At 40.6% G+C, this 25,098-nt stretch carries 28 protein-coding genes; 26 read left to right on the top strand and 2 right to left on the bottom strand.

What is annotated here, in order from left to right:
- Positions 1-4: 4 nt before the first annotated feature.
- From IGI67_RS11520 to IGI67_RS11455, 14 genes are all read left to right on the top strand, one after another.
- A complete protein-coding gene (locus tag IGI67_RS11520; protein WP_429957783.1) occupies positions 5-1,849 on the top strand; it encodes a BglG family transcription antiterminator in 1,845 nt (614 codons plus the stop codon).
- A 51-nt stretch (positions 1,850-1,900) separates the two neighbouring features.
- Positions 1,901-2,380 (top strand): transcriptional regulator GutM, encoded by a 480-nt coding sequence (locus IGI67_RS11515; RefSeq protein ID WP_429957782.1) that lies wholly within the window; start codon positions 1,901-1,903, stop codon positions 2,378-2,380.
- 61 nt (positions 2,381-2,441) lie between these two features.
- Complete coding sequence (gene srlA / locus IGI67_RS11510) at positions 2,442-3,002, top strand: PTS glucitol/sorbitol transporter subunit IIC (protein WP_207110060.1); 561 nt, start codon at positions 2,442-2,444, stop codon at positions 3,000-3,002.
- Positions 3,003-3,092: 90 nt separating this feature from the next.
- The gene (gene srlE / locus IGI67_RS11505; RefSeq protein ID WP_429957781.1) at positions 3,093-4,097 is read left to right on the top strand and encodes a PTS glucitol/sorbitol transporter subunit IIB; all 1,005 of its coding nucleotides are present in this window, start codon (positions 3,093-3,095) and stop codon (positions 4,095-4,097) included.
- A 20-nt stretch (positions 4,098-4,117) separates the two neighbouring features.
- Positions 4,118-4,471, top strand: coding sequence for a PTS glucitol/sorbitol transporter subunit IIA (locus IGI67_RS11500; protein ID WP_429957780.1), 354 nt, complete (start codon positions 4,118-4,120; stop codon positions 4,469-4,471).
- A 242-nt stretch (positions 4,472-4,713) separates the two neighbouring features.
- The gene (gene mtnK, locus IGI67_RS11495) at positions 4,714-5,955 is read left to right on the top strand and encodes an S-methyl-5-thioribose kinase (RefSeq protein ID WP_429957779.1); all 1,242 of its coding nucleotides are present in this window, start codon (positions 4,714-4,716) and stop codon (positions 5,953-5,955) included.
- A 38-nt stretch (positions 5,956-5,993) separates the two neighbouring features.
- Positions 5,994-7,049, top strand: coding sequence for a s-methyl-5-thioribose-1-phosphate isomerase (locus IGI67_RS11490; RefSeq protein ID WP_429957778.1), 1,056 nt, complete (start codon positions 5,994-5,996; stop codon positions 7,047-7,049).
- Between the two features lie 12 nt (positions 7,050-7,061).
- Entirely contained in the window at positions 7,062-7,703 is a 642-nt protein-coding gene (locus IGI67_RS11485; RefSeq protein ID WP_429957777.1) for an L-fuculose-phosphate aldolase, read from the top strand.
- A 527-nt stretch (positions 7,704-8,230) separates the two neighbouring features.
- On the top strand, positions 8,231-9,481 hold the full coding sequence (locus tag IGI67_RS11480; RefSeq protein ID WP_207110066.1) for an NAD(P)H-dependent oxidoreductase: 1,251 nt from the start codon (positions 8,231-8,233) through the stop codon (positions 9,479-9,481).
- A 57-nt stretch (positions 9,482-9,538) separates the two neighbouring features.
- Positions 9,539-9,916 carry a transcriptional regulator GutM gene (locus IGI67_RS11475; protein WP_429957776.1) on the top strand — a complete coding sequence of 126 codons (378 nt, stop codon included), beginning with the start codon at positions 9,539-9,541 and terminating at the stop codon, positions 9,914-9,916.
- Positions 9,917-9,931: 15 nt separating this feature from the next.
- A complete protein-coding gene (gene srlA / locus IGI67_RS11470) occupies positions 9,932-10,465 on the top strand; it encodes a PTS glucitol/sorbitol transporter subunit IIC (RefSeq protein ID WP_207110068.1) in 534 nt (177 codons plus the stop codon).
- A 13-nt stretch (positions 10,466-10,478) separates the two neighbouring features.
- Positions 10,479-11,543 carry a PTS glucitol/sorbitol transporter subunit IIB gene (gene srlE, locus IGI67_RS11465; RefSeq protein ID WP_207110069.1) on the top strand — a complete coding sequence of 355 codons (1,065 nt, stop codon included), beginning with the start codon at positions 10,479-10,481 and terminating at the stop codon, positions 11,541-11,543.
- Positions 11,544-11,571: 28 nt separating this feature from the next.
- Positions 11,572-11,925 carry a PTS glucitol/sorbitol transporter subunit IIA gene (locus tag IGI67_RS11460; RefSeq protein WP_207110070.1) on the top strand — a complete coding sequence of 118 codons (354 nt, stop codon included), beginning with the start codon at positions 11,572-11,574 and terminating at the stop codon, positions 11,923-11,925.
- A 340-nt stretch (positions 11,926-12,265) separates the two neighbouring features.
- The gene (locus IGI67_RS11455; protein WP_429957775.1) at positions 12,266-13,228 is read left to right on the top strand and encodes a sugar-binding transcriptional regulator; all 963 of its coding nucleotides are present in this window, start codon (positions 12,266-12,268) and stop codon (positions 13,226-13,228) included.
- 106 nt (positions 13,229-13,334) lie between these two features.
- Here the strand turns inward: IGI67_RS11455 and IGI67_RS11450 are convergent, their stop codons facing one another.
- Positions 13,335-14,261, bottom strand: a complete 927-nt coding sequence (locus IGI67_RS11450; protein WP_429957774.1) for an alpha/beta hydrolase — start codon at positions 14,259-14,261, stop codon at positions 13,335-13,337.
- A gap of 278 nt (positions 14,262-14,539) precedes the next feature.
- Between IGI67_RS11450 and rbsR the strand changes: the two genes are divergently transcribed.
- From rbsR to IGI67_RS11405, 9 genes are all read left to right on the top strand, one after another.
- Complete coding sequence (rbsR, locus tag IGI67_RS11445; RefSeq protein WP_429957773.1) at positions 14,540-15,532, top strand: ribose utilization transcriptional repressor RbsR; 993 nt, start codon at positions 14,540-14,542, stop codon at positions 15,530-15,532.
- Positions 15,533-15,640: 108 nt separating this feature from the next.
- Positions 15,641-16,546, top strand: a complete 906-nt coding sequence (gene rbsK / locus IGI67_RS11440) for a ribokinase (RefSeq protein ID WP_207110074.1) — start codon at positions 15,641-15,643, stop codon at positions 16,544-16,546.
- 16 nt (positions 16,547-16,562) lie between these two features.
- The gene (gene rbsD, locus IGI67_RS11435; protein WP_207110075.1) at positions 16,563-16,958 is read left to right on the top strand and encodes a D-ribose pyranase; all 396 of its coding nucleotides are present in this window, start codon (positions 16,563-16,565) and stop codon (positions 16,956-16,958) included.
- A gap of 44 nt (positions 16,959-17,002) precedes the next feature.
- The gene (rbsU, locus tag IGI67_RS11430; RefSeq protein WP_429957772.1) at positions 17,003-17,890 is read left to right on the top strand and encodes a ribose/proton symporter RbsU; all 888 of its coding nucleotides are present in this window, start codon (positions 17,003-17,005) and stop codon (positions 17,888-17,890) included.
- A gap of 201 nt (positions 17,891-18,091) precedes the next feature.
- Positions 18,092-18,493: a hypothetical protein gene (locus tag IGI67_RS11425; protein ID WP_429957771.1), complete on the top strand. Its 402-nt coding sequence runs from the start codon at positions 18,092-18,094 to the stop codon at positions 18,491-18,493.
- 59 nt (positions 18,494-18,552) lie between these two features.
- Entirely contained in the window at positions 18,553-18,855 is a 303-nt protein-coding gene (locus IGI67_RS11420; protein WP_429957770.1) for a DUF5960 family protein, read from the top strand.
- 27 nt (positions 18,856-18,882) lie between these two features.
- A complete protein-coding gene (locus IGI67_RS11415) occupies positions 18,883-19,047 on the top strand; it encodes a hypothetical protein (protein ID WP_429957769.1) in 165 nt (54 codons plus the stop codon).
- 4 nt (positions 19,048-19,051) lie between these two features.
- A complete protein-coding gene (locus tag IGI67_RS11410; RefSeq protein ID WP_207110079.1) occupies positions 19,052-19,381 on the top strand; it encodes a hypothetical protein in 330 nt (109 codons plus the stop codon).
- A gap of 10 nt (positions 19,382-19,391) precedes the next feature.
- Positions 19,392-19,706 (top strand): hypothetical protein, encoded by a 315-nt coding sequence (locus IGI67_RS11405; protein ID WP_429957768.1) that lies wholly within the window; start codon positions 19,392-19,394, stop codon positions 19,704-19,706.
- A gap of 186 nt (positions 19,707-19,892) precedes the next feature.
- Here the strand turns inward: IGI67_RS11405 and IGI67_RS11400 are convergent, their stop codons facing one another.
- Positions 19,893-21,068, bottom strand: a complete 1,176-nt coding sequence (locus IGI67_RS11400; RefSeq protein WP_429957767.1) for a NupC/NupG family nucleoside CNT transporter — start codon at positions 21,066-21,068, stop codon at positions 19,893-19,895.
- Between the two features lie 222 nt (positions 21,069-21,290).
- On the opposite strand from IGI67_RS11400, the gene IGI67_RS11395 reads away from it, so the two are divergent.
- The 3 genes from IGI67_RS11395 to IGI67_RS11385 all read left to right on the top strand — a co-directional run bounded on the left by IGI67_RS11395 (position 21,291) and on the right by IGI67_RS11385 (position 24,972).
- Positions 21,291-21,929 carry a GntR family transcriptional regulator gene (locus tag IGI67_RS11395; protein ID WP_207110082.1) on the top strand — a complete coding sequence of 213 codons (639 nt, stop codon included), beginning with the start codon at positions 21,291-21,293 and terminating at the stop codon, positions 21,927-21,929.
- 126 nt (positions 21,930-22,055) lie between these two features.
- On the top strand, positions 22,056-23,255 hold the full coding sequence (locus tag IGI67_RS11390; protein WP_207110083.1) for a quaternary amine ABC transporter ATP-binding protein: 1,200 nt from the start codon (positions 22,056-22,058) through the stop codon (positions 23,253-23,255).
- On the top strand, positions 23,248-24,972 hold the full coding sequence (locus tag IGI67_RS11385) for an ABC transporter permease/substrate binding protein (protein ID WP_429957766.1): 1,725 nt from the start codon (positions 23,248-23,250) through the stop codon (positions 24,970-24,972). The genes IGI67_RS11390 and IGI67_RS11385 overlap by 8 nt, the downstream gene beginning before the upstream one ends.
- The last annotated feature ends 126 nt before the right edge of the window (positions 24,973-25,098 follow it).

The following is a 25,098-nucleotide window of genomic DNA, read 5'->3' as shown; positions in this document are numbered from 1 at the left end:
ATAAATGGCATTAATCAATCGCTGGTATCAATTATTACAGCATTTTATTACTCATGATCGCTTGCGTTTGAATGAGCTGCAGAAAATAACTGATACAAGTGCACAAACCACCAAAAAAGCGATACAGCTATTGAATGATCAAATGGAACGAATTGCAGTAATTGAAGAAAAAGAGGCCATTTATTCATTAAAGGTTATTGATCCCCAACAGTTCTCAGAAATTATGAACGGCAGTTTAAAGCAGCAGACAGATTTCAATTCAAGTACAAAGCGAATTGCGGTTTTGATTGATTGCTTTATGAAGCAGCAAGACTATATCGTAATCGATGATCTGTCAGAGGTGTTAGGGGTCAGTCGTTCAACGGTCAATAAGGATTTACGGAATTTAAAGCAGCTGATGACACGGTATCAAATTTCCTTGATTGGTACTCCAAATAAGGGCTTGCGAATCTCTGGTGCCGAATCCCAGCTGCGATTGCTCTATTTGCAGCATGCGTATGATTATTTGGAACAGCCGACGTTAAGCGATGAGCTATTAAAGCGCATTGATGAAATCGCATTAAGTAAGAAAATGGATTTCCGTACATTGGGGTTATTGCAAAAGACGATCATTTTAACGATTCAACGGATCCAAGGCGGAAACCCTCTAACACAAGCGGTTCCGTATTATGTTAATTATTTTTCGGAGGATCAATTATTGGAGGAGCTGTTTGTCAGCTTGGCAACAGATTACAGTCTGACAGTTAGTAAATTTGATTTTGATTTCCTTTGTTTCCCATTGAATATTTTTAACAACAATTTGGTTGCCGAGGAGCAGGCGGATAATCCAGAAGTAAAAACATTGTTTCAATCCATGATGGATCAAATTAATGCGGCGGTAATCATTCACTTAGATCAAGAAGTGCTGTTCCAGAATATTCGTGCCCATTTTATGTTTTTGATTAACCGGATCATTTTTCAAGTTGAAACCTACGACATATTTCGTGAGGAGTTCAAGCAAAAGCATGCCTTTGCCCATGAACTGGCGGAAATAGGCATTACAGCGCTGGCTGATTTTTTACAAAAACCGATTCAACAGTCTGAGCTTTCTTACCTAGCTATTTATTTTGAGTTGGCATTGAAATCCGATGCTCAGCCAAAGATGAAAGAGATTGCGGTGGTGTGCAATACCGGCAAAGGAACAGCTTTAATGATTAAGCGTCAGTTGGCAACCGTTTTAGGACCAAACATTCGAATTGTTCATTATTCAGAGGAAGAATACGAAACGACGGATTTGGAACGCTATTTTGCTGTATTTACGACGATTCCCTTGAAACATGTGAAAGCCACTACTGCTGTCATCAAGTTAACCGATCTTTTCAATGAAAATTGGCTCTTGAGCGAGTGGAAGAGAATCGTTGCTTCAAAGGCGGCGTCGTTCGAGCATATTCAGTTTTCTTTTGAACATTTAGACAAGCAGCTGTCCTATGAGGAGAATTTGATTGTTTTGCTGGATAAATTACGAAACGAAAAGCTGATTGATGATTCGTTTAAGGAGTATATCTTAACGAAAGCACAAGAAGAATCTGCGGTGATCGATAATGGAATCGCTTTTCCGCACGGAATCAATCATAAAAGTGAGGAAATTCTTGTCACTATTGGGATATACCCAGAGGGTCAATCCCTTGAGGACATTGAACTGATTTTTTTGGTAGCAATTCCAGAAAACCTGACGCTGGCAATGGAGGATGAGCTGCTCAGTTTTTATGACACAATTTTTGTCATCTCTTCCAATGAGCTGCTACGTGAACAGGTCAAGCAGATCAATAGTAAAGAAGAATATCGGCAGCTACTAGTTAACGGGTCTTAGTGAAGGGAGACGGAGAGTCTTCTTTTTGCATCAGAAAGGAGCGGGTATTGTATGAATATTTTTGTTTTAGGAGCTATTGCAATTATTGCTTACATTCTTCAAATTTTTTTAGGGATGAAGCAGATTAAAAACTTTAATTCTGTCTATATTCGAATGAAGCGTAAAGGAAAAGTTGCGATCGGTCGTCGTCCGGGAAAAATTGCTTCAGGGACGATCTTGTTACTGGGGGTTGATGCTGCTGGGGTCATTCAAGATGCTGAAATGATGCAGGGAACTTCGATCTTGGCTCGCTTCAAACCGCGTCCGCAATTTATTGGAATCGATATCCACCAACTGATGGAAGCTCCGGTGCTGTCTGAGGAAAATAAATTAACGCGTCAAGCGGCGGCGAATGCCCAAAAAGTCTATGTGGAGGTTGAAAGCGGCCACCATCGAGATGAAGCACCTGTATCCCCAATCTTTAATGTAGGCAATCAATTATCATTAATGAAACTTTCCATTCAAGATAAATTAACCAAAAAAGGATGTTAGTTCCAGTTTCTACAGCTTTACGAATAAGTAAATCATAAATATGAAAAAGGAGTGTGTAACAATGGATTATATTACAAAATTTGCGGAAGGCTTCATGAGCCTTTTCCAAACGGGTGCTGAAACATTTATTAGTTGGATGACAGGGATCGTACCAGTTGTTTTGATGTTGATGGTGGCAATGAATACACTGATTGCTTTTTTAGGTGAAGAGAGAGTAACAAAAGTTGCGAAGGTTTCTTCCAAAAATCCTTTTACCCGTTATCTAGTATTGCCTTTTGTTTCTGCTTTTATGTTGGGAAATCCAATGTCATTTACGATGGCACGATTTTTACCCGAATTTTATAAGCCAAGTTACTATGCGTCAAATGCGCAATTCTGTCATACAAGTAATGGTGTTTTCCCTCACATCAATCCTGGGGAGCTGTTTGTTTGGATGGGGATTGCCCAAGGAATTACTCAATTAGGATTAAATTCGATGGAATTAGCGATTCGCTATATGTTTGTTGGTTTGGTCATGAATTTTATCGGTGGTTGGACAACAGATTTCACTACTGCGTTTGTCTGCAAACAACAAGGCATCCAGTTAAGTAAAAAAGTGGATGAAGTCGCAGTGACAGAATAGCGTGTCCGTTCCATAGTTTCCAGTTTATATGAAGTTAAATTGAGTAGTTTAGAGGAATAATTACACTGAAATGAATTAGGAGGAGCGAAAATGGCTTATAATAGTATCAAAATCGTAAAAGGTTCGGGTGGTTATGGCGGACCATTAGTAATTACACCAACAAATGAAAAACATAAATTTGTTTATGTAACCGGCGGCGGAGACAAACCGAGTATTGTGAATAAAATCGAAGAATTGACTGGTATGGAATCAGTTAATGGCTTCAAAACATCGATACCAGACAATGAAATCGCCCTAGCGATCATTGACTGCGGCGGAACATTGCGCTGTGGAATCTATCCTAAAAAGAACATTCCAACAGTGAACATTGTACCGACGGGAAAAAGTGGCCCGTTAGCCCAATACATTAATGAAGAAATCTACGTGTCTGCTGTCGGTGAAAATCAAATCATGCTGGCCGATGGATCAGAAGCAGCGAACGGCCCGACCTTTATCACCGAAGAAAAGCCCGAGCGGGAGTTCAAATATTCAACAGATAAGAAAATTACTGAACAAAGAGCAGAACAGAAAAGCTTTATCGCTAAAATCGGGATGGGTGCCGGGAAAGTCGTAGCGACATTCAATCAGTCGGCTCGTGAAGGTGTGCAGACAATGATCAATACAGTCATTCCTTTTATGGCCTTCGTGTCCTTGTTGATCGGGATCATTCAGGGTTCAGGAATTGGGACGGTTTTTGCCAATCTGATGAAACCTTTGGCAGGAAATGTTTTTGGCTTGATCATTATTGGCTTTATCTGCTCACTGCCATTCTTATCTCCACTGTTAGGACCTGGGGCGGTTATCAGCCAAATCTTAGGAACCTTGATCGGGGTGGAAATCGGTAAGGGAAACATTCCGCCACACTTAGCTTTGCCAGCTTTATTTGCTATCAATACACAAAATGCTTGCGACTTTATCCCGGTTGGTTTGGGATTGGAAGAAGCTGAAGCAGAGACAGTAGAAGTTGGCGTACCATCCGTTTTGTATTCACGTTTTCTAAATGGGGTTCCCCGAGTGGTTGTTGCTTGGTTAGCAAGTTTTGGATTATATAGTTAAAATGTTTGGAGAGATGAAAGATGATTTTTGAGACGCAAGTTACCAACATTGGCCCAGAAGCAGAGATGTTTCAACAAGAAAAGATGTTGATTTTCTTTGGCGATGACGCGCCAGAGACATTAGCAGATTATTGTTATAACATCCAATTGACACCATCCACAGCTGAGATTACAGCAGGAATGAATTTTTCCTTCGATGATCAAGTGTATGAAATCACGGCGGTAGGGGATGTGGTGAAGAAGAATCTTGACGATTTAGGCCATATCACGCTACGGTTTGATGGTTCGAAAACGGCAGAGCTTCCAGGCACCCTTTATGTGGAAGATAAAGCGATGCCAGTGATTACTGTGGGAACGAAAATTGCGATTAGTTAAGAACATTCATCTAAGAGTTGCATTTAACTGGTTTAAATGTACACTTTTAGATGAGTGTTTTTTTGTCAGTCACACTTTTTGCAGTTTTATCAGGGGAGATTTAGATAGAGGGTTTAAGCATAAAAATGTTTGAGCTGTTTAATTAGATGATCGTGTGACGAGAGACAGAATCATTTTCCATGTTTTAGAAAAAGGAAGCTCTTATTGAACTGGTAGCGAAAATAAATGAATGAGGCGATAATATGAAGCTTACACCAAAAGAATCGACTGCGTATCAGCAGCATTTTCTAATGGATACGCAAATAATCAAACACTATGTCGTGGAGAAGCTAGGCGCTTTTCCGGAGGATGCACCACTGACTGTTACTGAAATTGGCGATGGGAATATCAACTATGTCTTTCGTGTGGTGAATGAGGCAACACAAGAAAGTCTGATTATTAAGCAAGCAGATGTGCTGCTGCGTTCATCTGGCCGCCCATTAGCTATTGATCGTAATCGAATCGAAGCAGAAATTTTACGCTTGCAAAATAATCTAACTCCACGATTCGTACCAGAGGTTTATTATTATGATCAAAAGATGTATGCTTTGACGATGGAAGATGTTTCAGACTATCAAAACATGCGCTATGAGTTGATTGATAAGAAACTATTTCCTGACTTTAGTGAGGAAATTTCAGAATATTTAGCACGCACATTGCTTTTAACGAGTGATCTTGTTTTGGATCGGGCGGTAAAAAAACAGCATGTTAGGGACTTTATCAATCCGGAAATGTGTGATATCAGCGAGGATCTAGTGTTCACAGAGCCGTATAATGATTACAAGCAGCGAAATATTTTGACTCCTGGCAACGAAGACTTTATTAGAGAAAATTTGTATGAAAATGTACCACTGCAGGTAGAGGTTGCGATGCTGCGTAATAATTTTATGAATAATGCCCAGTCATTATTGCATGGGGACCTTCATACTGGCTCTATTTTTATCAATCAAGCAGGCTTAAAAATAATAGATCCCGAGTTTGCCTTTTATGGTCCAGCGGGGTATGACATAGGAAATGTTTTGGCTCATCTCTATTTTCCAATGATCAAAAACCTATTTGATCCGAAAATTGATCAAACTTTCCACCAATGGAGCGTGGGGATGATTGCCGCTGTTTATGATCAGGTCCAAGCGAAGCTGGATAGGTGCTACGATGAAGCAGTGACTGTTTCCTTGTATCGTAATCATGCATTTAAAGACACCGTGCTGCAAGGAATCATGACTGATGCAGTAGGGTATGCTGGCACGGAGATCATCCGGCGAGTCGTAGGAGATTCAAAGGTGAAGGAGTTATCTTTGATTCCTTCTGAGAAAAAAGTTGCAGCAGAACAGCTGCTTTTAAAAATAGGCATTCAATTAATTATCAATCGGCAACATATTACTAGCGGCAGTCAGTTAGTTGATGGAGTCAATGAGTGTGTCAGTTCTGCGTTTTTCAATTTATAAGAGGATTCCATTATTTATGAAGTAGAAGGTGAATGTAGTTGGAAAGACAAGATTATACGATGCCGACATTATTGCAATATGAAAATGTGGCATGGTACGAAGAGGGAAAGGTCCGGATCTTAGATCGCCGAATTTATCCGACTAGGGTAGAATTTGTTGAATGCGAGACACATCAAGCAGTTGCGCAAGCTATCACGGACATGGTGACTCAAAGTGCAGGTCCCTACACCGCAGCAGGAATGGGAATGGCCTTAGCTGCTGAAGAAAGTAAGGGGTTAGGTCCGATAGATCAAATCGCTTATTTAAAAAAAGCAGCCCATACGATTGCCAATGCACGACCCACGACCGCTAATCGAATGACGCTGATCACTGAAAAATGTGTAGCAGTTGCAGAAGCAGCATTAAAAAAAGGCGAAGAACCAGCTGAAGCAATTAAACAAAATACGATTGATTCTTTAAACCGCCGCTATTACACGATGGATCAAGTCGCAAAATATTTGATTGAAAAAATTCCAAATAATGGTACGGTCTTAACGCAGTGCTTCGGGGAGACGATTATTGGGATGCTTCTGCGAGAAGCCATTGAACAGAAAAAGATATTGCGCTTCTTTTGTGCAGAAACCCGCCCCTATTTACAAGGCGCTCGTTTGACTGCGAGCTGCTGTGCGGAAATGGGCTTTGATACGACGGTCATTTCTGATAATATGATTGCCTATCTGATGGCACATGAAACAATCGATTTGTTCACTTCTGCCGCAGATACGATTGCACAGGACGGCTATATCGCCAATAAAGTTGGAACGTATCAAATGGCTATTTTAGCGCAACGTTTTGGTATTCCGTACTTTGTTACGGGGATTCCAGATACGGATAAAATCAGTCATGAAAGTATCAAGATCGAGATGCGTGATCCTGAGCAGGTGATGGAATTGAATGGTATCAAACATACATTAGCGGGAGTCAAAGCGATTTATCCATCCTTTGACATCACGCCACCGGAATTAATCGGTGCGGTTGTAACTGACCGCGGAATTTTTTCGCCTTATGATTTAACCCGCTATTTAACGGAGCAACCCGAAAATAATTTTTATTGATTGGAGTAGAAGATGAGACATCTAAAAGAACGCGAGTTGATTGTCGAATACGGCAAGAAACTTATCACCGAAAAATTAACTACTGGTACCGGTGGGAATATTAGCATTTATTTTCCAGAAGAAGAAGCGATGCTGATCAGTCCAAGCGGGATTCCTTATTTTGAAACCGAGCCGGAAGACATCGTTTTGATGGATCTCCAGGGAAAAGTACTGGAAGGAAATCGTAAACCATCAAGTGAGTATGATCTTCACAGTATCTTTTATGCGAATCGCCCAGATGTAAGATCCGTCGTTCATACACATTCAGAATACGCGACAACGTTTGCGTGTTTACAGCAAGAAATCGAACCGCTGCATTATATCATTGGTTCTGTTGGTGAGAAAGTTCGTTGTTGTGAGTATAAGACTTTTGGTACGCGGGAATTAGCCGAAGAAGCTTTCAATTTTATCCAGCAGGATAATGGTATTTTATTGGGTAATCACGGTGTCCTAACGATTGGACCGGACCTGGCGAGTGCCTTTGGTGTTGCTAAGGATATTGAGTTTTTAGCAAAGCTTGATTATCGTGCTCGTTGTATCGGTACACCTAAACTTTTGAATCAAGAACAAATGAAAGAGGTTTTGGAGAAATTCGAGACCTACGGACAGCAATAATAAAACCGTAATTTTGACGTCTGTCAAAATTACGGTTTTTGTTTTTTTCTCTTCAATAATCAATCAGGAAATGACAAAAAATAGTATAGTTTGTTCATTCACAATAAAATGAGATAAATCACATTAGTTAGAAGACGAAAAAAATTTACTATAGTTAGGAAACCCATTTTTTAGGATATTTGAACTTTACAGCATTGTGAATCATTAATCAAACAGATTCTATTTTTTTGTGATTAGCAGAATAAGATAAATTACGCCGGAATAATTAATAGTTATTTTAAAGATGTGAAATTGTGATTCTTTTCTATTTGAAATGAATTGAATATAATGAACGCTACATTGTAATTGTTGTTGCATCACGTTTTTTACGGTATTTAATACTTATTTAACATATGTTCCGATTGATGGAAAATGATAGTTTGTGAAAAGAAAGCGTTGACATGATTTTGTGCGATGTTATACTAAAGGTGTCTTAAGGCATATGTCAAGAGCTTTGTCATATGTCAAAAAAGTATGGAGGGGTAATAATGACACTTTATGGGAAGCTTTTGGAAAGAGAAAGAAATGGCGCACCAATCAAAGTCGGGGTAATTGGTGCAGGTCAAATGGGATTTGGGATGATCGCTCAGATTTCGACGATTCCGGGGATGGCAGTGACAGGTATCAGTGACATCAATAAGGATGCTGCACAGCGCGCAGCGGATGCTTACAATGCAAGTGCAGAGAAAAAAGTGGACATTCTAGTCAGTTCAGATTTTAAAGAAATCATTCATTCGGATAAGGTAGAAGTAATTGTTGATGCGACTGGAGTTCCAGAAGTAGGGGCACAAATTTCGTTAGAAACATTGTTAGCGAAGAAGCATATTGTTCTGCTGAATGTAGAAGTAGATATCACGATCGGACCATTGATGAAGAAAATGTATGATTCAGCAAACTTAGTTTATACAGGGTCAGATGGTGATGAGCCAGCTGCGACAACAGAATTATTTGAATTCGCGAAAAGCATGGGGATGGAAGTTTTAGTCGCTGGTAAAGGAAAGAACAATAAGCTGAAAGTAGGCGCTAATCCAGATACAGCTCAAGCAGAGGCAGATTCCAAACAAATGTCCAGCCACATGTTAGCAGCCTTCCAAGACGGCACGAAGACTATGGCTGAAATGAACTTATTATCTAATGCGATCGGCTTTATTCCTGATAAAGTTGGGATGCACGGGATCAGCGGCGATGTTGATTCAGTAATCAAGGACTTGGATTTGAAAGAAAATGGCGGGGTCTTAGACAAATATGGTGTAGTTGAATATGTGGATGGATTGGCACCTGGGGTATTCGTCATTGTTAAAGGACAAAATGAAGGTGCTCGACATGAATTGAGCTACTTGATGAAGAAGGGGGATCGCGATCACCATATCTTGTATCGTCCGTACCATTTAGCGAGTTTAGAAACACCGATCACGATTGCCAAAGCAGTTTTAAATCATGATCACGCGATCGTTCCATTAGGCGCTCCGATTTCGGAAACTGTCGCCGTAGCTAAGAAAGATATCAAGGCAGGAGAAAAAATCGATGGTATCGGCGGTTATTGTGTTCGTGGTGTACTAGAAACACACGAAGATCTAGTGAAAAATAATAATGTACCAATCGGCCTAGTTGGCGGCTCATCTGTTGCAAAACGCGACATTAAAGACGGTACATTCTTGACTTATGATGATATTGAAATTGATGAATCAACGACCGTTTATCGTTTGCGGAAACTTCAAGATTCTACGTTTGGCGAGTAAGGTGAATTTTAGGCAGATGGGGATTTTCCTCATCTGCTTTTAGAGAGGATGTAGCTTATGAACGGCTTGATGATTATTTTGATCGTTTTAATGCTTAGTCAAAGTCTGCTAAGTATCGTTCAGGTGAAGTATTATCAAAGTTTCATAAAAAGAATCACCACTGAACAGGCTGGAACAGAATATGAATTTTATACCGAAGTTGTTAAAGGGAAAGTATTGCGGACGATCGTCGCAGTTGTCGTTGATACCGATGGAAAAGTCATTCAGTGCTATATTTGCAAAGGTTTAACGATTTTTGCACGATTCAAAGAAGAACAGTCATATAGAGGTGTGCAGCTAGTCAGCTACAGTACATTAAAACAAGAAAAAAAGGCGCCCCAAATTGATCGGGCCTTATCACAGATTTACACACGGAAATTGGAAGCGGTTACCTAAAAGGAGGATTTTATAATGAAATATATCGAATGGGCAGGGAAAAACTTTATTGGTATGTTTGAAGCCGGCGGCGAGCAATTCATGGGATACATGACCGGGATCGTACCATTGTTAATTGTACTACTAACGTTTACTTACTCAGTTATTGCATTTATCGGTGAAGAACGTGTCGACAGAGCTATCCGCTATTGTTCAAAATATATGATTTTACGTTACTCGTTGATGCCGATTTTGGCGGTTTTGATGTTGACGAACCCAATGGCTTATACATTCGGCAAGTTCGTTAAGGAAGAAGAAAAACCAGCATTTTATGATGCAGCTGTATCATTCGTTCACCCGGTAACTGGATTGTTCCCATATGCTAATGCAGGCGAATTATTTGTTTATTTGGGAATTGCCAATGGTGTGACCAAAGCAGGATTTAACCAGTCTAGTTTAGCTGTTCGCTACTTTTTAGTAGGGATTGTTGTTATTTTGATTCGTGGGATCGTAACTGAAAGACTGACTAAATTCATGATGGCTAGAGAAGCGAAGAAAGCGACTGCGTAAGGGGGAAATCGTAATGTACAAAACAGTATTTGTAAAACCTGGAAATAAGGGCTGGGGTGTTGGATTGACCTTGACACCAACAGAGAAGAAAAATAAAGTTGTTTCTGTTACTGGCGGCGGTATCCATCCAGTAGCGCAGCAAATTGCTGATTTGACCGGCGGGATTGCCTGTGATGGATTTAAGAACCAAATTCCTGAAGAGGAGACAGTATGTGCCGTTATCGACTGCGGGGGAACAGCGCGTATCGGTGTATATCCAATGAAGCGTATCCCAACCGTAGATGTATTGCCATCTTCTCCATCTGGACCGCTATCAAAGCACATTACAGAAGATATCTTCGTTTCGGGAGTACGTCCAGAAGATGTAGCGTTGATGGAGGATGCGAATCTAGAAGAGCGGCAAATGGCAGCAGTTAATCATGCACATGCTGAAGACGCAGAATCTGCGGCAGCAACTGAAAAAATGATAACTGAAGGTCGTGAATCTGAGGAAGAGTTTAGAGAGAGATATTCAAAAATCAAAGAAGATCATAAAGAAGTCCAAGCGAAAAAAGACGGGTTTTTAGTTCGTTTCTCACGCGGCATTGGTGGTGTAATGGGAACGTTCTATCAATCGGGTCGTGATGCGCTGGATATGCTATTAAAAAATATCATTCCATTTATGGCATTTATCAGTATGATCGTTGGGATTATCAATTATACTGGTGTCGGTGACTGGTTGGCGAAGGTACTTTCTCCACTAGCAGGCTCATTACCAGGGATGATCGCTTTAGCCTTAATCTGTAGTATTCCGATTTTGTCGCCAATCTTGGGACCAGGTGCCGTAATTTCACAGGTTATTGGTGTATTAATCGGTACACAAATTGCTAACGGTTCCATTCCTGTGCAATACGCATTGCCAGCATTGTTTGCGATAAATGCTCATGTGGGTTGTGACTTTATTCCAGTTGGTTTATCCTTAGGAGAAGCAAAACCAGAAACGGTAGCCATCGGGGTGCCCGCGATTTTATATGGACGGATGCTAACCGGTTTTACGGCTGTAATTTTGGCTTGGTTGGCTAGTTTCGGAATGTATTAAAAATTGTTTGAATGGAGCGAATGGATGGATGGTAAAATCTAAAATTATTGAAATTGGCAGCATGGTACCAGCTTTTGAAGAAGAACGATTGATTATTTTGTTTGGACCTTCTGCGACTGCAGAGTTGAGAGATATTTGTGTGATTCATGAATTTGAGGATCAGCCGAAAGATGCCTTGAAGATCGGCGGGAAAATAAAATTTGGTGATCAAGAATTTACGATCGAAGAAGTAGGGTCGCAAGCAAATGCTAATTTTGAAGAGTTAGGACATATTTCGGTTTATTTCCGAAATGAGATCGGGGAAATCTTGCCGGGAGCGATTATTGTCAGCCCAGGAGTTTTTCCAAGCTTTGAAATTGGCGATGTGATCGAGATTATTTAGAACAAAAGTTGTTGAGGATGTGCCGATCGGGTACATCCTCATTTGTCCGTTCTGCTTTTCAAAAAATAATAGGCAAAATGAACGTAACAGCCTTTTTCTTTGGTTTAGAAAAAGGCTGTCTAAAGGGGGTCAGCTGTCAATTTATTGATAGAATCAGTCCGTTAGTTAGTAGAATGTTAAGTAGGAAAAGAAGTATTTTTTTGCGACAGGAAAATTCTTTTGTTGATTTACATTAACTGCGAAAAATGAATTTTACCCCCCACTAGTTCTACTCGCGCATTCGTAGGATTAATCGCATGGTGTTTGAAAATCAAAAGTTGTTTAGAGGGATGGGATTAAAATGGCTATAAAACATAATCGCGACATCGTAAAAGTGGCTACGATGTATTACAAAAAGAATTTGAAACAATCGGAGATCGCTAAGCATATGGGAATCTCTCGTTCATTGGTTTCAAAATATTTGAATGACGCAAAAAATGAAGGCATTGTTGATATTTTCATCAAAAGTGAAAGCGCTTATTCCGTTGAGCTGGAACTAGCATTGGAAGAAACATTCGGGTTAAAAAAGGCGGCAGTATTAGATACCAGCAGTTTGCGGAAGGATGAGATTGAGCGTTTGTTAGTCCAAACCGCAATCACGGCCTTTCAAAGGGAGGTCGCGAAGGCTGAAACGATTGGTCTTTCGTGGGGGAAAATGTTAAGAGGGATCGTTGACGAATATCCCTATGAAAATCATTCAGATGCGACGATCATACCTCTGATTGGCGGGTTAGGGTCAGAGATGGTAGATGTCCATTCCAATCAATTGGCCTATGATCTAGCCAAAAAAATGCGCGCTAAATGCAAATATTTGTATGCTCCAGCATTAGTAGACAATGATTTTATCAAGAGAAGCTTAATCGAAAATGATGGCATCCACGATGTGTTGGAAGCAGGGAAAAATGTCGACTTCGCGTTGGTCGGAATCGCCAGTCCTTTCTCTCAAAACAATACGATGACAGAAATCGGCTATGTGAATCAGCAAGATATCAAGGAACTGGAGAAGCTTGATGTGATCGGAGATGTGAACTCGAAATTTATTGATCAGGCGGGACAGGAAGTCGCTTGTGAGATTAACGAAAATGTTATTGGGCTAGGTGTTGATGATGTACGCAAAATTTCCAGTGTGGCAGTTGCCTGTTACGAGGAAAGTAAAAAGGATGTGCTGTATGTGGGCACGAAAACGAAAATTTTTACTCACATTGCAATTACAGATAGTTTAGCTGAATATTTGTTGGAGCAAGCAAAAAACGAGACGCATTGATAGAGGCTAGCTCTAACTAGGACAAAGAACAAAGGAAGTCCTAGTTAGAGCAGTCCTCGCAATGAGTGCTCGTTTTTTTGTTAACTCAGCGTTCTATCTACTTGGATCAAGGAATATATTTCTGGATAAACTCCGTCACTTTTTTCTGATACAGTTTAGGGTCGCTGCTTAGTGCCTCGGCATGTTTAGCACCGTGAACCACATATTTTTCTTTTGGTCCTTTAGTCGCTGCGTAAACTTGAGCTAACATCGAATAAGGAACAAAGTCATCTTTATCACCGTGGATAAAAAGCATCGGACGTTCGTTTTTATTTAATTGTTTGATCGTATCTGCTTCACCAAAAAAGTAACCTGCACGGACTTTCGTAACGAGGCTGGTAACAGGGATCAATGGAAATGAGGGCAGATTGAACATTTGCTTCAACTGGTAATTCAACTCACCCTTGACCGAGCTGTAGCCGCAGTCTTCTACAAAGGCTTTGACATTATCTGGCAGCTTTTCACCACTGGTCATCATGACAGTCGCGGCGCCCATGCTCACTCCATGAAGAACGATTTCAGACTGCGGGTCTTTTTTGATGATGCGATCGATCCACTGGAGGTAGTCTTTCCGCTCGTGCCAGCCAAAGCCTATATAATCGCCTTCGCTTTTCCCATGCCCGCGAGCGTCAGGCATCAAAACATTGTAGCCGAGATCGTGATAGATTTTAGCATATTGCGGCATATCAGAAGCTTGCCCCATATAACCATGTGCAATAATCGCTGTTTTATGTTGATCCTTTTCTGCCGGCAGATAATAAGCGGATAATTTTAGTCCGTCTTTTGAGGAAAGATTCCAGTCGCTGCGATTGTTTTCATTATTGAACCAATTTTCGGCAGAAATTAATTCCGCAGATTTCTTTTTTGAACTATCCGCTAGAAAATCCTTTTTAGCAGGAACAATGGCATAGGAGTAAAAATAATTCCCTGCTGCGATTAATACAATCGCTAAGACTAGGATAATGCCTAGAATGATTTTTGTTGTTTTATTCATTTGTTTCCTTTCTTTTCCATGGTAAGCTGTGAAACCATTTACCAAGGCTATAAAAATTTTATGTGCGCACCCTTTGTTGCGGTGTTTCGAAACAAATTCAAGGAGCGAGCATATCATAAGAAGTATAGAAAAAAATAAAGACTATAGCAAGTTCATTACCGGATGTATTTACAGGTGCATCCATTCATGAGAAAATGTAGCAGAGCTTGAAGCAGAACGAACATAAAACTGATTTTTGTTAAAAAATCATTACCTTACGACGAGCGAGGAGCGGTCAGATGAAAAATAAAAAAATCACCATCAAAGATGTCGCCAAACAATCAGGAGTCTCGATTGCAACGGTCTCTCAGATTTTAAACGGTAACGATCAAAAATTCAGTCCGAAAACAGTCGAAAAAGTACTAGCAGCCAAAGCAGCTTTGAATTATGAGCCAGATTATTTTGCCCGTCGAATGGTCATGAAAAAAAGCAAGACGATTGGAGTATTGGTCCCTGATATCACCAATCCTTTTTTTAGCACGTTGGTCCGTGGGGTTGAAGGTGTTCTCTATCGCGAAAACTTTATAACGATGCTTTGTAATGCTGATTTAGATACGAAAAAAGAGACGGATTATTTAGAAGAATTAAGTCGTCGCGGAGTTGATGGCTATATCATAGCCAGTTCAGCAATCTCCAACCAGGCTATCAATGAAACGCTGAGGAAAAAGAATCTCCCTTATATTGTTTTGGATCAAAAGAAAGCAGAGGGCTTCAGCGACGCAGTTTTGACTGATGATTTTTCCGGGGGAAGACTTGCTGGCGAACATTTGAGTCAATTGGGTCATGAAAAGGTAGCATTAGTGCTGCCTGAAGATGCGACAGAAAATATCAAAACACGGCTAACGGGTTTTCAAGAAATTTATCCTAAGGCTATCTTGATTTACGGAGAGTTAACGAAAGACGGCGGACGTCAAGCAGCTAGGGAAATCATTAAGACAGATGCAACGGCAGTTTTTGCTATCAATGATGAATTGGCTTTTGGTTTATACTTGGGCTTAGCCGCTGCAAAGAAAAAAATTCCGCAGGATTACAGTGTAATTGGGTATGATAATATCGATATGTGCGAATACGTCACGCCGCAGCTGACGACAATCGCCCAGCCTATCCATGAGCTGGGACAAACAACAGCTCGCTTATTATTGGAAAGAATCGAGCAGCCTGAGAAAGAATGGGAAGAAAAAACCTTGCCGGTTCAATTAATAAAACGTTTTTCAACAGCACACTTGAAATAGCTTTCAAGCTGTGCTATATTTTTGGTGTCGAATTAAAACGTTTTAATAAAACGTTTTAATTTAATTCGAATTGAGGAACTCGAAAGAATAGGAAATGGAGTGAACAAAATGAATACGATTACAGTTATTGGAAGTATCAATCTTGACCGGACGATCCGTGTGAAGCAAATGCCAAAACCTGGTGAAACGATGCATACGAAAGAAATTTTTTCTGCGGGCGGCGGCAAGGGAGCAAACCAAGCAGTGGCAGCCAAACGTTCTGAAGCAGCTACACATTTTATCGGAGCAATCGGTAATGATGAAGCAGGCGAAATGATGCGGGAGCTTTTATCTGAAGAAGGAATTGATTTAACTGGTGTCCAAACCCTAGAGAAGCAAGCAACTGGTCAGGCTTATATTATTGTTGATGATCACGGTGAAAATAGCATCATGATTCATTCGGGGGCTAATAATGCTTTCACCCCGCAGCAGGTCCAAGAGTATGCGGATGTGATCAAGGCCAGTGATTTTGTTATTGCTCAATTTGAAAGCACTTTAGAAAGTACGATTGAAGCTTTTTCGATTGCCCGTGAAGCAGGTGTAAAAACAATTTTAAATCCTGCCCCCGCTTTGGAAAATGTTCCAGAAGCACTTTTGCGCGTTACAGATATGATCATTCCAAATGAAACTGAGACGGAAATTTTGACCGGGATCCACGTTACGGATGAGGCGAGCTTAAAAGCAGCTGCAGATTATTTACATCAATTAGGAATTGAAGCAGTGATTATCACGATCGGCAGTAAAGGTGCATTTTACGACGTTCAGGGGCGTAACGGTATCGTTCCAGCTTTCAAGGTCAACGCAGTAGATACTACCGCGGCTGGGGATACGTTCATTGGTGCTATGAGCAGTGTATTAATGAAGGATTTTAGTAACTTGGAAGAAGCGATTGAATATGGAAATAAGGCCTCATCGCTGACAGTTCAACGCTTTGGTGCTCAACCATCTATTCCATACAAAAATGAATTGAAGTAACGAAAGGATTTTTATCATGAAAAAAAGTAAAGTCATCAACTCAGATATTTCACGTGTGATCGCACAAATGGGACATTTTGATCAATTAAGTATCGGTGATGCCGGGATGCCGGTTCCAATGACGACAGAAAAAATTGATTTAGCCGTAGATAAAGGTATTCCAAGCTTTATGGATGTTTTGAACAATGTACTAGAGGAATTAGCTGTTCAACGGATCTATCTGGCAGAGGAAATCAAAACGGAGAACCCAGAAATGTTGAAAAAAATTCAAGAGCGATTACCTGAAACACCTGTAACGTTCATTACTCATGCTGAGATGAAGGCTGCTTTGCACGATAGTAAAGCATTTATTCGTACTGGAGAAATGACTCCTTATGCAAATATTTTGCTAGAAAGCGGTGTTGTCTTTTAAACTAGATAGGTCAGTTTAAAAGAGAAAATCAAGGAGGAGACAGTATGAATACAACAGCAATCTTGATTGGACTAGGGCCATTACTTGGATGGGGGCTTTATCCCACCATCGCGTCAAAAATTGGTGGACGTCCGGTCAATCAAATAGTAGGTTCAACTTTAGGTACATTGATTTTTGCCCTAGTTTTTGCAATAGTCAATGGAATGAGTTTTCCAACAGGAATGAACTTGGTCTTTTCGATCCTCTCAGGTGTGGGGTGGGCAACTGCCCAAATTATCACCTTTCAATCATTTACCCTGATTGGTTCGTCTCGGGCGATGCCTATTACGACGGCCTTCCAGTTACTTGGTGCATCCTTATGGGGAGTCTTTGCTTTAGGCGATTGGCCAGGGACTAGCGCGAAATTATTAGGCGGCTTTGCGTTAGTATTAATTGTTTTAGGTGCTTGGATGACCGTTTGGACGGAAGAAAAAACACAAGAAAAAGCTAATATCTTGAAAAAAGCAGTATTATTGTTAGCAGTCGGTGAAATTGGTTATTGGGCTTATTCCGCTGCACCGCAAGCAACCACTATCGATGGGATGCACGCATTCCTGCCGCAGGCGATCGGTATGTTTTTAGTTGCGCTTGTTTATTCCGTGATTTTACGTATGAAGGACAAAGAAAAATCTGCATTAGTAGAAGCAGTATCGTATAAGCATATTTTCTCCGGCTTCTTTTTTGCCTTTGCTGCATTGACCTACTTGATCTCAGCACAGCCTAATATGAACGGATTAGCAACTGGCTTCATTTTATCTCAAACCTCGGTTGTGCTAGCCACATTAACCGGTATCTGGTTCTTGGGACAAAAGAAAACCAAAAAAGAAATGACGATTACCATCATTGGGCTGTTACTGATTCTAGCTGCAGCGGCATTAACGGTAACGATCTAAAGCTGAGCGAGTTCGCGAAGCTTTTCTTATTTGAGATAAATCAAAGTAAAAATTTTCTTGTCAGTGCTATAATCAACATAGGAAAAGACGAGGCTAGTCCTATTTCTTACATTGAAGGTATAAAAAAGGATTCAGGCGGAACTATTAGAAGGATTTTCGTTTTTTCGAGAAAATTCTAGTGATTAGGAAGAAGGAGAAGTTATGAAGCTGACATTGTCATTAGATCTTTTGGAACAGGCATTTTATTATGTGTCACCGATGAAGCCTGTCTCGACGGTCCCTTTGATTTATGTGACTTTTCTGGCAGAAAAAGAGCAAGTAGCTTATACGACTGATAATGAAGCAAAGTTCGCGCGAAAAATCGAACGGTCATTCAAAGCGGCTTTCCGTGAGATCATTCAAAAGAATCAAGAGTATCGGGAAATTCTTGATCAAGACAAGCTTTTGCCGCTGGAGGAGCACTTAGCGAAACAAGCCCAATTGATTCACTCTGTAAGAACAGAGCTCCAAAAGTATCCCGAATTAAGTTTGATCCGAATCGATGTTGCGGGTAGCTGGCCTGTATTTCAAACAGAAGCAGGAATGTTGGATTTGACCGAGTAAGCGAGTTTTTTTAAGAAAATGAAGGCAACTGGTAAAGTAAATAGGAAAGGGTGAATAAAATGGATAGAACCTATTTTGAAGGACAGACAGCATTTTTAAAGGATTATGAAAAGGTCGTAAAAGCAACAGCCATCGATCCGGAGCAGGTGGTCGATAAAGTCATGACCCAATTAAATAAGCCGACGCCGGATGATAAATTATATTATATCCTGCCTGGCGAATATACGATCAAAGGCAATACGGTCAGATTTCCTTTTCGCAAAGAATTGATTGCTATGGACAATGAGGCGACAGTATCCACTCAATTTTTCTATGAAGGTTCGCCTTACGAATATGAAGTTGCTGATGAAGAACAGCTATGATTCTAAAGACTTTCAGGTTTAGAAAACTTGAAAGTCTTTTTTTTTGAGCTTGCTTTAAAAAAAGAAGCTGGTATGATGGATATAATATGGTTTGTTATTTTTTTAGCAAGAATGGGGGTGATGGTCTTGCATGATTTACTAGTGGCAGGGCTATTTCCTGCAGGCAATGAATTTAAACTGAAAGGGAGTTAATATATTGTTCATTCTTGAAAAGAAAGCGGAACCAGAGCAACAAATCTGGAATCATATCAAACGTCACTACCAGGGGGAAAAAGTCGCAGTTGTCGGGGTTCAAAAGCAATTGCCGCAAACCTTCTTACGTAATAAGCAAGTTATTTTTTATGAAAGTCTGACTGGAAAGGCTTTATTAGAAGAAGGAGAACGCTTCTTAAATAAATTCGCAAAGGAATATACCGCTTTTGTCTTTTATTTAGATAGTTCCTCAGAAATAGCGGAACAGCTGGTCGAGGCTGGTCGTAATTTAGGTGTCCGAGTAACTGTTACAGTTGAAGAAACGGCTGCTTAAGGAGCCGTTTATGTGGAAAGAAGTCATTCGACAGAAGACAGTTCAAAATACTATTTTACGAAGCGGACTGCGGCTGCTGCATCAAAGTACTTGGCGTCAAAGCAAGGATAGGAAAGCTTTGTTAGAGGTTTCAGGTCAATTGCAAAATGTGATGCAGCTGCATTTAGAAACAAAAAACCTCGTTGTAGGAGTTCCTGGCTTCGGAAAAGAAGTAACGCTGTTGGAAGTGGATGAACCTAAGTTTGTTCCTCACTATAAAATAGAACAAGTTGTCGAATCTGCCGAAGGGCACTTTATCAAGTTAAAATTAATAAAAACCGTTTAATAAGGAGTCGCACAAGTGTGCGGCTCTCAGACTGTAGACAAAGTCCATTTTATGGATGATGATTACAGTTTTTTTGTTTCGTAATCGCGATCAAGTGTAAAGTAAAGAAGAATACGCAACTTCAGCATGAATAAAACAACCGCTAAGGCTCAGTAAAAATGAGCCTTAGCGGTTGTTTTTGGATAGTTAAAAAATCAGACCAGTAATAATTGCGCTTAGAAAGCTGACCAAGCTAGCACACAATAGAATTTTTAATCCGTGTTTGGCAACTAGATTGCCTTTTTCCTCGTTTAAGCCCTTCATCGCACCAGAAATGATTCCAATGGAGGAGAAGTTGGCAAAAGAAACTAGAAAAACAGAGAGAATTGCCGTAGTCCGAGTTGAAAAATCCCAGCTGCTTTTGGCCAGCTCCGTCATAGCAACGAATTCATTGGTTACTAGTTTGGTAGCCATCAAGCTTCCTGCATTCACAGCTTCTTTCCAGGGGATGCCTGTGATAAAAGCTAATGGAGCAAAAATGTATCCTAGGATTTCTTGGAAGGTCAGCCCCGTGAGTTTAGCAAAAAGGAAGTTGATCATCGCGATCAATGCGACAAAACCGATCAGCATTGCTGCTACAGTGACTGCCACGTGGAAGCCGTCTAAAATATATTCTCCCAGCATTTGGAAGAAGGTTTGCTCTTTGTCCTCAGCGATCACTAATTCATCATTTTCCAATTGGTAGGGATTAACGATTGAAGCAATAATGAATCCGCCGAATAGATTCAGTACGAGTGCAGTAATCACATAACGCGGTTGGATCAGTGCCATATAGGAACCAACGATCGACATGGAAACAGTGGACATCGCTGAGATACTCATGGTAGTCAGGCGCTGTTCAGACAAAGTAGGCAGCTCTTTTTTGATAGAGATGAATACTTCCGATTGACCAAGGATCGCTGAAGCAATTCCGTTGTAGGATTCCAATTTGCCCATACCATTGATTTTGCTGAGTGCAAGTCCAACACCTTTCATAAACAAAGGCAGCAGTCTAATGTAGCGCAAGATTCCAATGATCGCAGAGATGAAGATGATCGGCATTAGGACGTTTAAGAAAAACGGAAAGCTGTCCTTATTAGCGATTCCTCCAAAAACGAAATCAACACCAGCGCCTGCGAAACTCAGCAAGGCATCAAAAACAGCTGCTAAACCGTTGACGAGAGATGTTCCTACAGTCGTTCGCAATAAGATAAAGCCTAATAAAAATTGCAGCAGCAGCATAACCAAAATCGGAGAATACCGAATATTCTTTCGATCGCTGCTGATCAAAAAACTCAGTGCTAAAACAATAAGCAACCCAATAATACCTGTAAAAAAATGCAAACAACCACTCCTAGTTTCTATTGATAGTAAAAAATAATCTGAATCAGCTTAGCCTTTTTTTGCTAAAATTGCGAAGGATAGCGATGAAAAACAGTCCTCTATGAAGAAATTCTAAATTCGAAAACACTAACAAATTCATTTTATCCGCTTGCAATGATTAAAGCTTTTCCAAAAAAAATATGCTATGCTTGAAAAGAATTCTGCAGAAAAAGAGGGATTGGAATGGAAGGGGAAAACAAAAAGCGAATCTTGCTGCCGCGCTATCAGCAAGTAGCGGTAGAGATCGCTGAACGGATCGCTGACAAACGATATCAAGTAGGAGAAAAAATTCATGCACGCTCAACTTTAGCCAGCAATTTCAATGTTTCTCCTGAAACTGCTCGTAAAGCGATCAATGTTTTGGTGGATCTAGGCATTATGGAAGTTCGTCATGGCAGCGGAGCATATGTACTTTCGCGGGAAAAAGCGCAGGCCTATTTCGAAAAATATCAAGATGTGCAGTCTATCCAAGAAATTAAGAACGAGATCCAAGCCAGTGTTGAAAAACAGAAGCAGGAGCTGGACAATGTCAGCGGACTATTGAATCAGCTATTATCCCAAACGAAGCGCGTCCATAATGGTGCGCCCTTTGTTCCTTATGAATTAACATTGACTGAAGAAGCGGCTCACTTAGAAAGTACCGTTAATGAGTTAAACATTTGGCACGAGACGGGTGCGACTGTTATTGCGATTCAACAAAAAAATGAATTATTGCTGTCCCCTGGGCCATATGCGAAGATTTGTGCTGGAGATACCCTGTTTTTTGTTGGTAATGAGCTAGTATTGCAGCGAATGCAGCATTTGTTTTACCCAGATAAATAATCTAAACAAAAAAGAAAGCGTCCGCTTTCTTTTTTTGTTTGCTGAAAATTTTCAACATCTTTTTTGACAAAAGTGACCACATGATGTTAAGGTAGTATGGTCACTTTTTAAGAGGAGGATATATTTTTGAGTAAAGTTAAGGTAGAACATCTGACTAAAATTTTTGGCAAGAAACAGCAACAAGCCCTTACGATGATTCAAGAGAATCGCGACAAGAATGAAATTTTAGAGCAAACAGGTGCAACTGTCGGTGTATATGATGCAAGTTTTGAAGTCAATGAAGGAGAAATTTTTGTCATTATGGGACTTTCCGGCAGCGGAAAATCCACAATGATTCGTTTATTAAATCGGTTGATTGATCCAACTTCTGGTGAGATTTACATAGATGGAGAGGATATTGCCAAAATGGATAAAGAAGCACTACGAGAAGTGCGTCGTCATAAAATCAACATGGTTTTTCAAAATTTTGGTTTGTTTCCTCATCGGACGATTTTAGAGAATACAGAATACGGCCTTGAAGTACGCGGAGTACCCAAAGCCGAACGTCAGGCTAAAGCAGAAAAAGCATTGGAAAACTCTGGTTTATTGACCTTCAAAGATCAATATCCAAATCAATTATCCGGTGGGATGCAGCAGCGGGTTGGATTAGCGCGGGCTTTAGCTAATGATCCGGAGATTTTATTGATGGATGAAGCCTTCTCCGCATTAGACCCATTGATTCGTCGTGAAATGCAGGATGAATTATTGGATTTGCAGTCAAATGTGCAAAAGACAATTATTTTCATCACTCATGATTTGAATGAAGCATTGCGTATCGGAGATCGAATCGCATTGATGAAAGATGGTCAAATTATGCAAATCGGTACAGGAGAAGAAATTCTGACACATCCAGCGAATCAATATGTGCGGGACTTTGTTGAGGACGTGGATCGTTCGAAAGTCTTGACTGCCCAAAATATCATGGTTCCTGCATTAACCACGAACATCGAAGTTGATGGACCAAATGTTGCTTTGAATCGGATGCGTAAAGAGGAAGTCAGCATGCTCTTAGCTGTGGACCGTAAACGTAAGCTAAAAGGCAGCTTGACAGCTGACAAAGCTCTAGAGGCACGAAAAAATAATTTAACATTAAAAGAAGTCATTGATAAAAATGTCCGCCGAATCCCTAAAGATATGCTGGTAACTGACATTTTCAATCTGATTTTTGATTCGCCGGCACCGCTGGCTGTAGTGGAAGGCGATCGTTTAGTCGGTGTCGTCATTCGCGGCAGTGTGTTAGAAGCGTTGGCAGATACGGAAACAGAAGAGGTGAAAATGAATGTTTAATTTCTTACAGCAAGCTTTGCCCGTCGCAGATTGGGTCGAAGGATTTACAGATTGGCTAACGGGAACATTTTCAGGATTGTTCTCGGCCCTGCAGCATGCAGGACAGTTTTTGATGGACGGCATGACAAATCTATTAACGATAATTCCGCCCTTATTATTGATTCTTATTTTAACTGTTGCCGCATTTTTTATTTCAAATAGAAAATGGGGACTGACGAGCTTTACCTTAATTGGGTTGCTTTTTATTTACAATCAAGGCTTATGGATTGATTTGATGAGTACAGTTACCTTAGTACTTTTATCTAGTTTATTGTCGATTATTATTGGAGTGCCATTAGGGATTTTGATGGCGAAAAATGAGACGGCGAAAAAAATCATTACGCCGATCTTAGATTTCATGCAGACGATGCCTGGATTTGTGTATTTGATCCCAGCTGTCGCTTTCTTTGGAATCGGTATGGTTCCCGGTGTCTTTGCTTCAGTAATTTTTGCTTTGCCGCCAACCGTACGCTTTACCAATCTAGGGATTCGTCAAATTCCCAAAGAATTGGTAGAAGCCTCTGATTCATTCGGCGGAACGGGTAAACAAAAGCTGTTTAAATTGGAATTGCCGTTAGCGAAAAGTACGATCTTAGCCGGAATCAACCAAACAACGATGTTGGCTTTATCAATGGTTGTGATCGCGTCAATGATCGGAGCACCTGGTCTTGGGCGGGGTGTGCTATCTGCCTTGCAGCGAGCACAGGTTGGTAATGGTTTTGTGAATGGGCTGGCGTTGGTTATTTTAGCCATCATCATTGACCGCTTCACTCAAAATATCAATAAACCGAAGCAACAAGCAGCTGAAAAAATGCCGAAAACGAAAAAGAAAAAAGTTGGAATCGCAGCCGGTGTTGTCGCCGCTGTTGTATTACTTGCTTCGTTTGGTTTTGGAGGATCCTCTAACGAGAACAAAGGAACAATCAACCTGACTTACGTAGAATGGGATACTGAAGTTGCTTCAACCCATGTAATCGGTGAGGTTCTAAAAGAAATGGGCTACAATGTCAACCTGACACCGTTGGATAATGCGATCATGTGGGAATCTGTGGCAAAAGGTGAATCGGATGCAATGGTTGCTGCATGGCTGCCGAATACCCATAAGTCGCAATTTGCTCAATATAAAGATCAAGTAAATGATCTAGGCGTTAATTTAAAAGGCGCCAGAGTTGGGATTGTTGTTCCAGATTATATGGATGTTAATTCCATCGAGGACTTGACTGATCAGGCCGGCAAAACAATTACCGGAATTGAACCTGGTGCCGGTGTTGTGAATGCAGCAGAGAACACCTTAAAAGCCTATCCGAACTTAGCAGATTGGAAGGTTTCTACCTCATCTTCTGGTGCTATGACTGTAGCTTTGGGCCAAGCAATTAAAAAGAAACAGCCGATCGTAATCACTGGCTGGTCACCGCATTGGATGTTTGCTAAATATGGTTTGAAGTATTTGGAAGATCCGAAGGGTGCGATGGGAGCTGAAGAAGCTATTCACACGATAACACGTAAGGGTCTGAAAAAAGATCAGCCTGAAGCGTATAAAGTCTTAGATAATTTCCATTGGAACCAAAAAGATATGGAAAGTGTCATGCTGGCCATCAATGAAGGAAAGGATCCTTCTCAAGCAGCAAAAGACTGGATCAAGGACCATCAAAAAGAAGTTGATGAGTGGAAGAAATAAACTAAGTAGAAAATTGCTGACCTCGGTGGTCAGCATTTTTTTGCAGTTTTTTCCTCTTCATCCGGCAAAATCGTATCCATACGAAAACTACCTTAGATCGAACGAACTGCGCTTAACTATTGAAAG

Source organism: Enterococcus sp. AZ196 (assembly GCF_050498845.1).
GTDB lineage: Bacteria > Bacillota > Bacilli > Lactobacillales > Enterococcaceae > Enterococcus_A > Enterococcus_A murrayae.
This window is presented reverse-complemented; position numbering and strand designations above follow the sequence as displayed.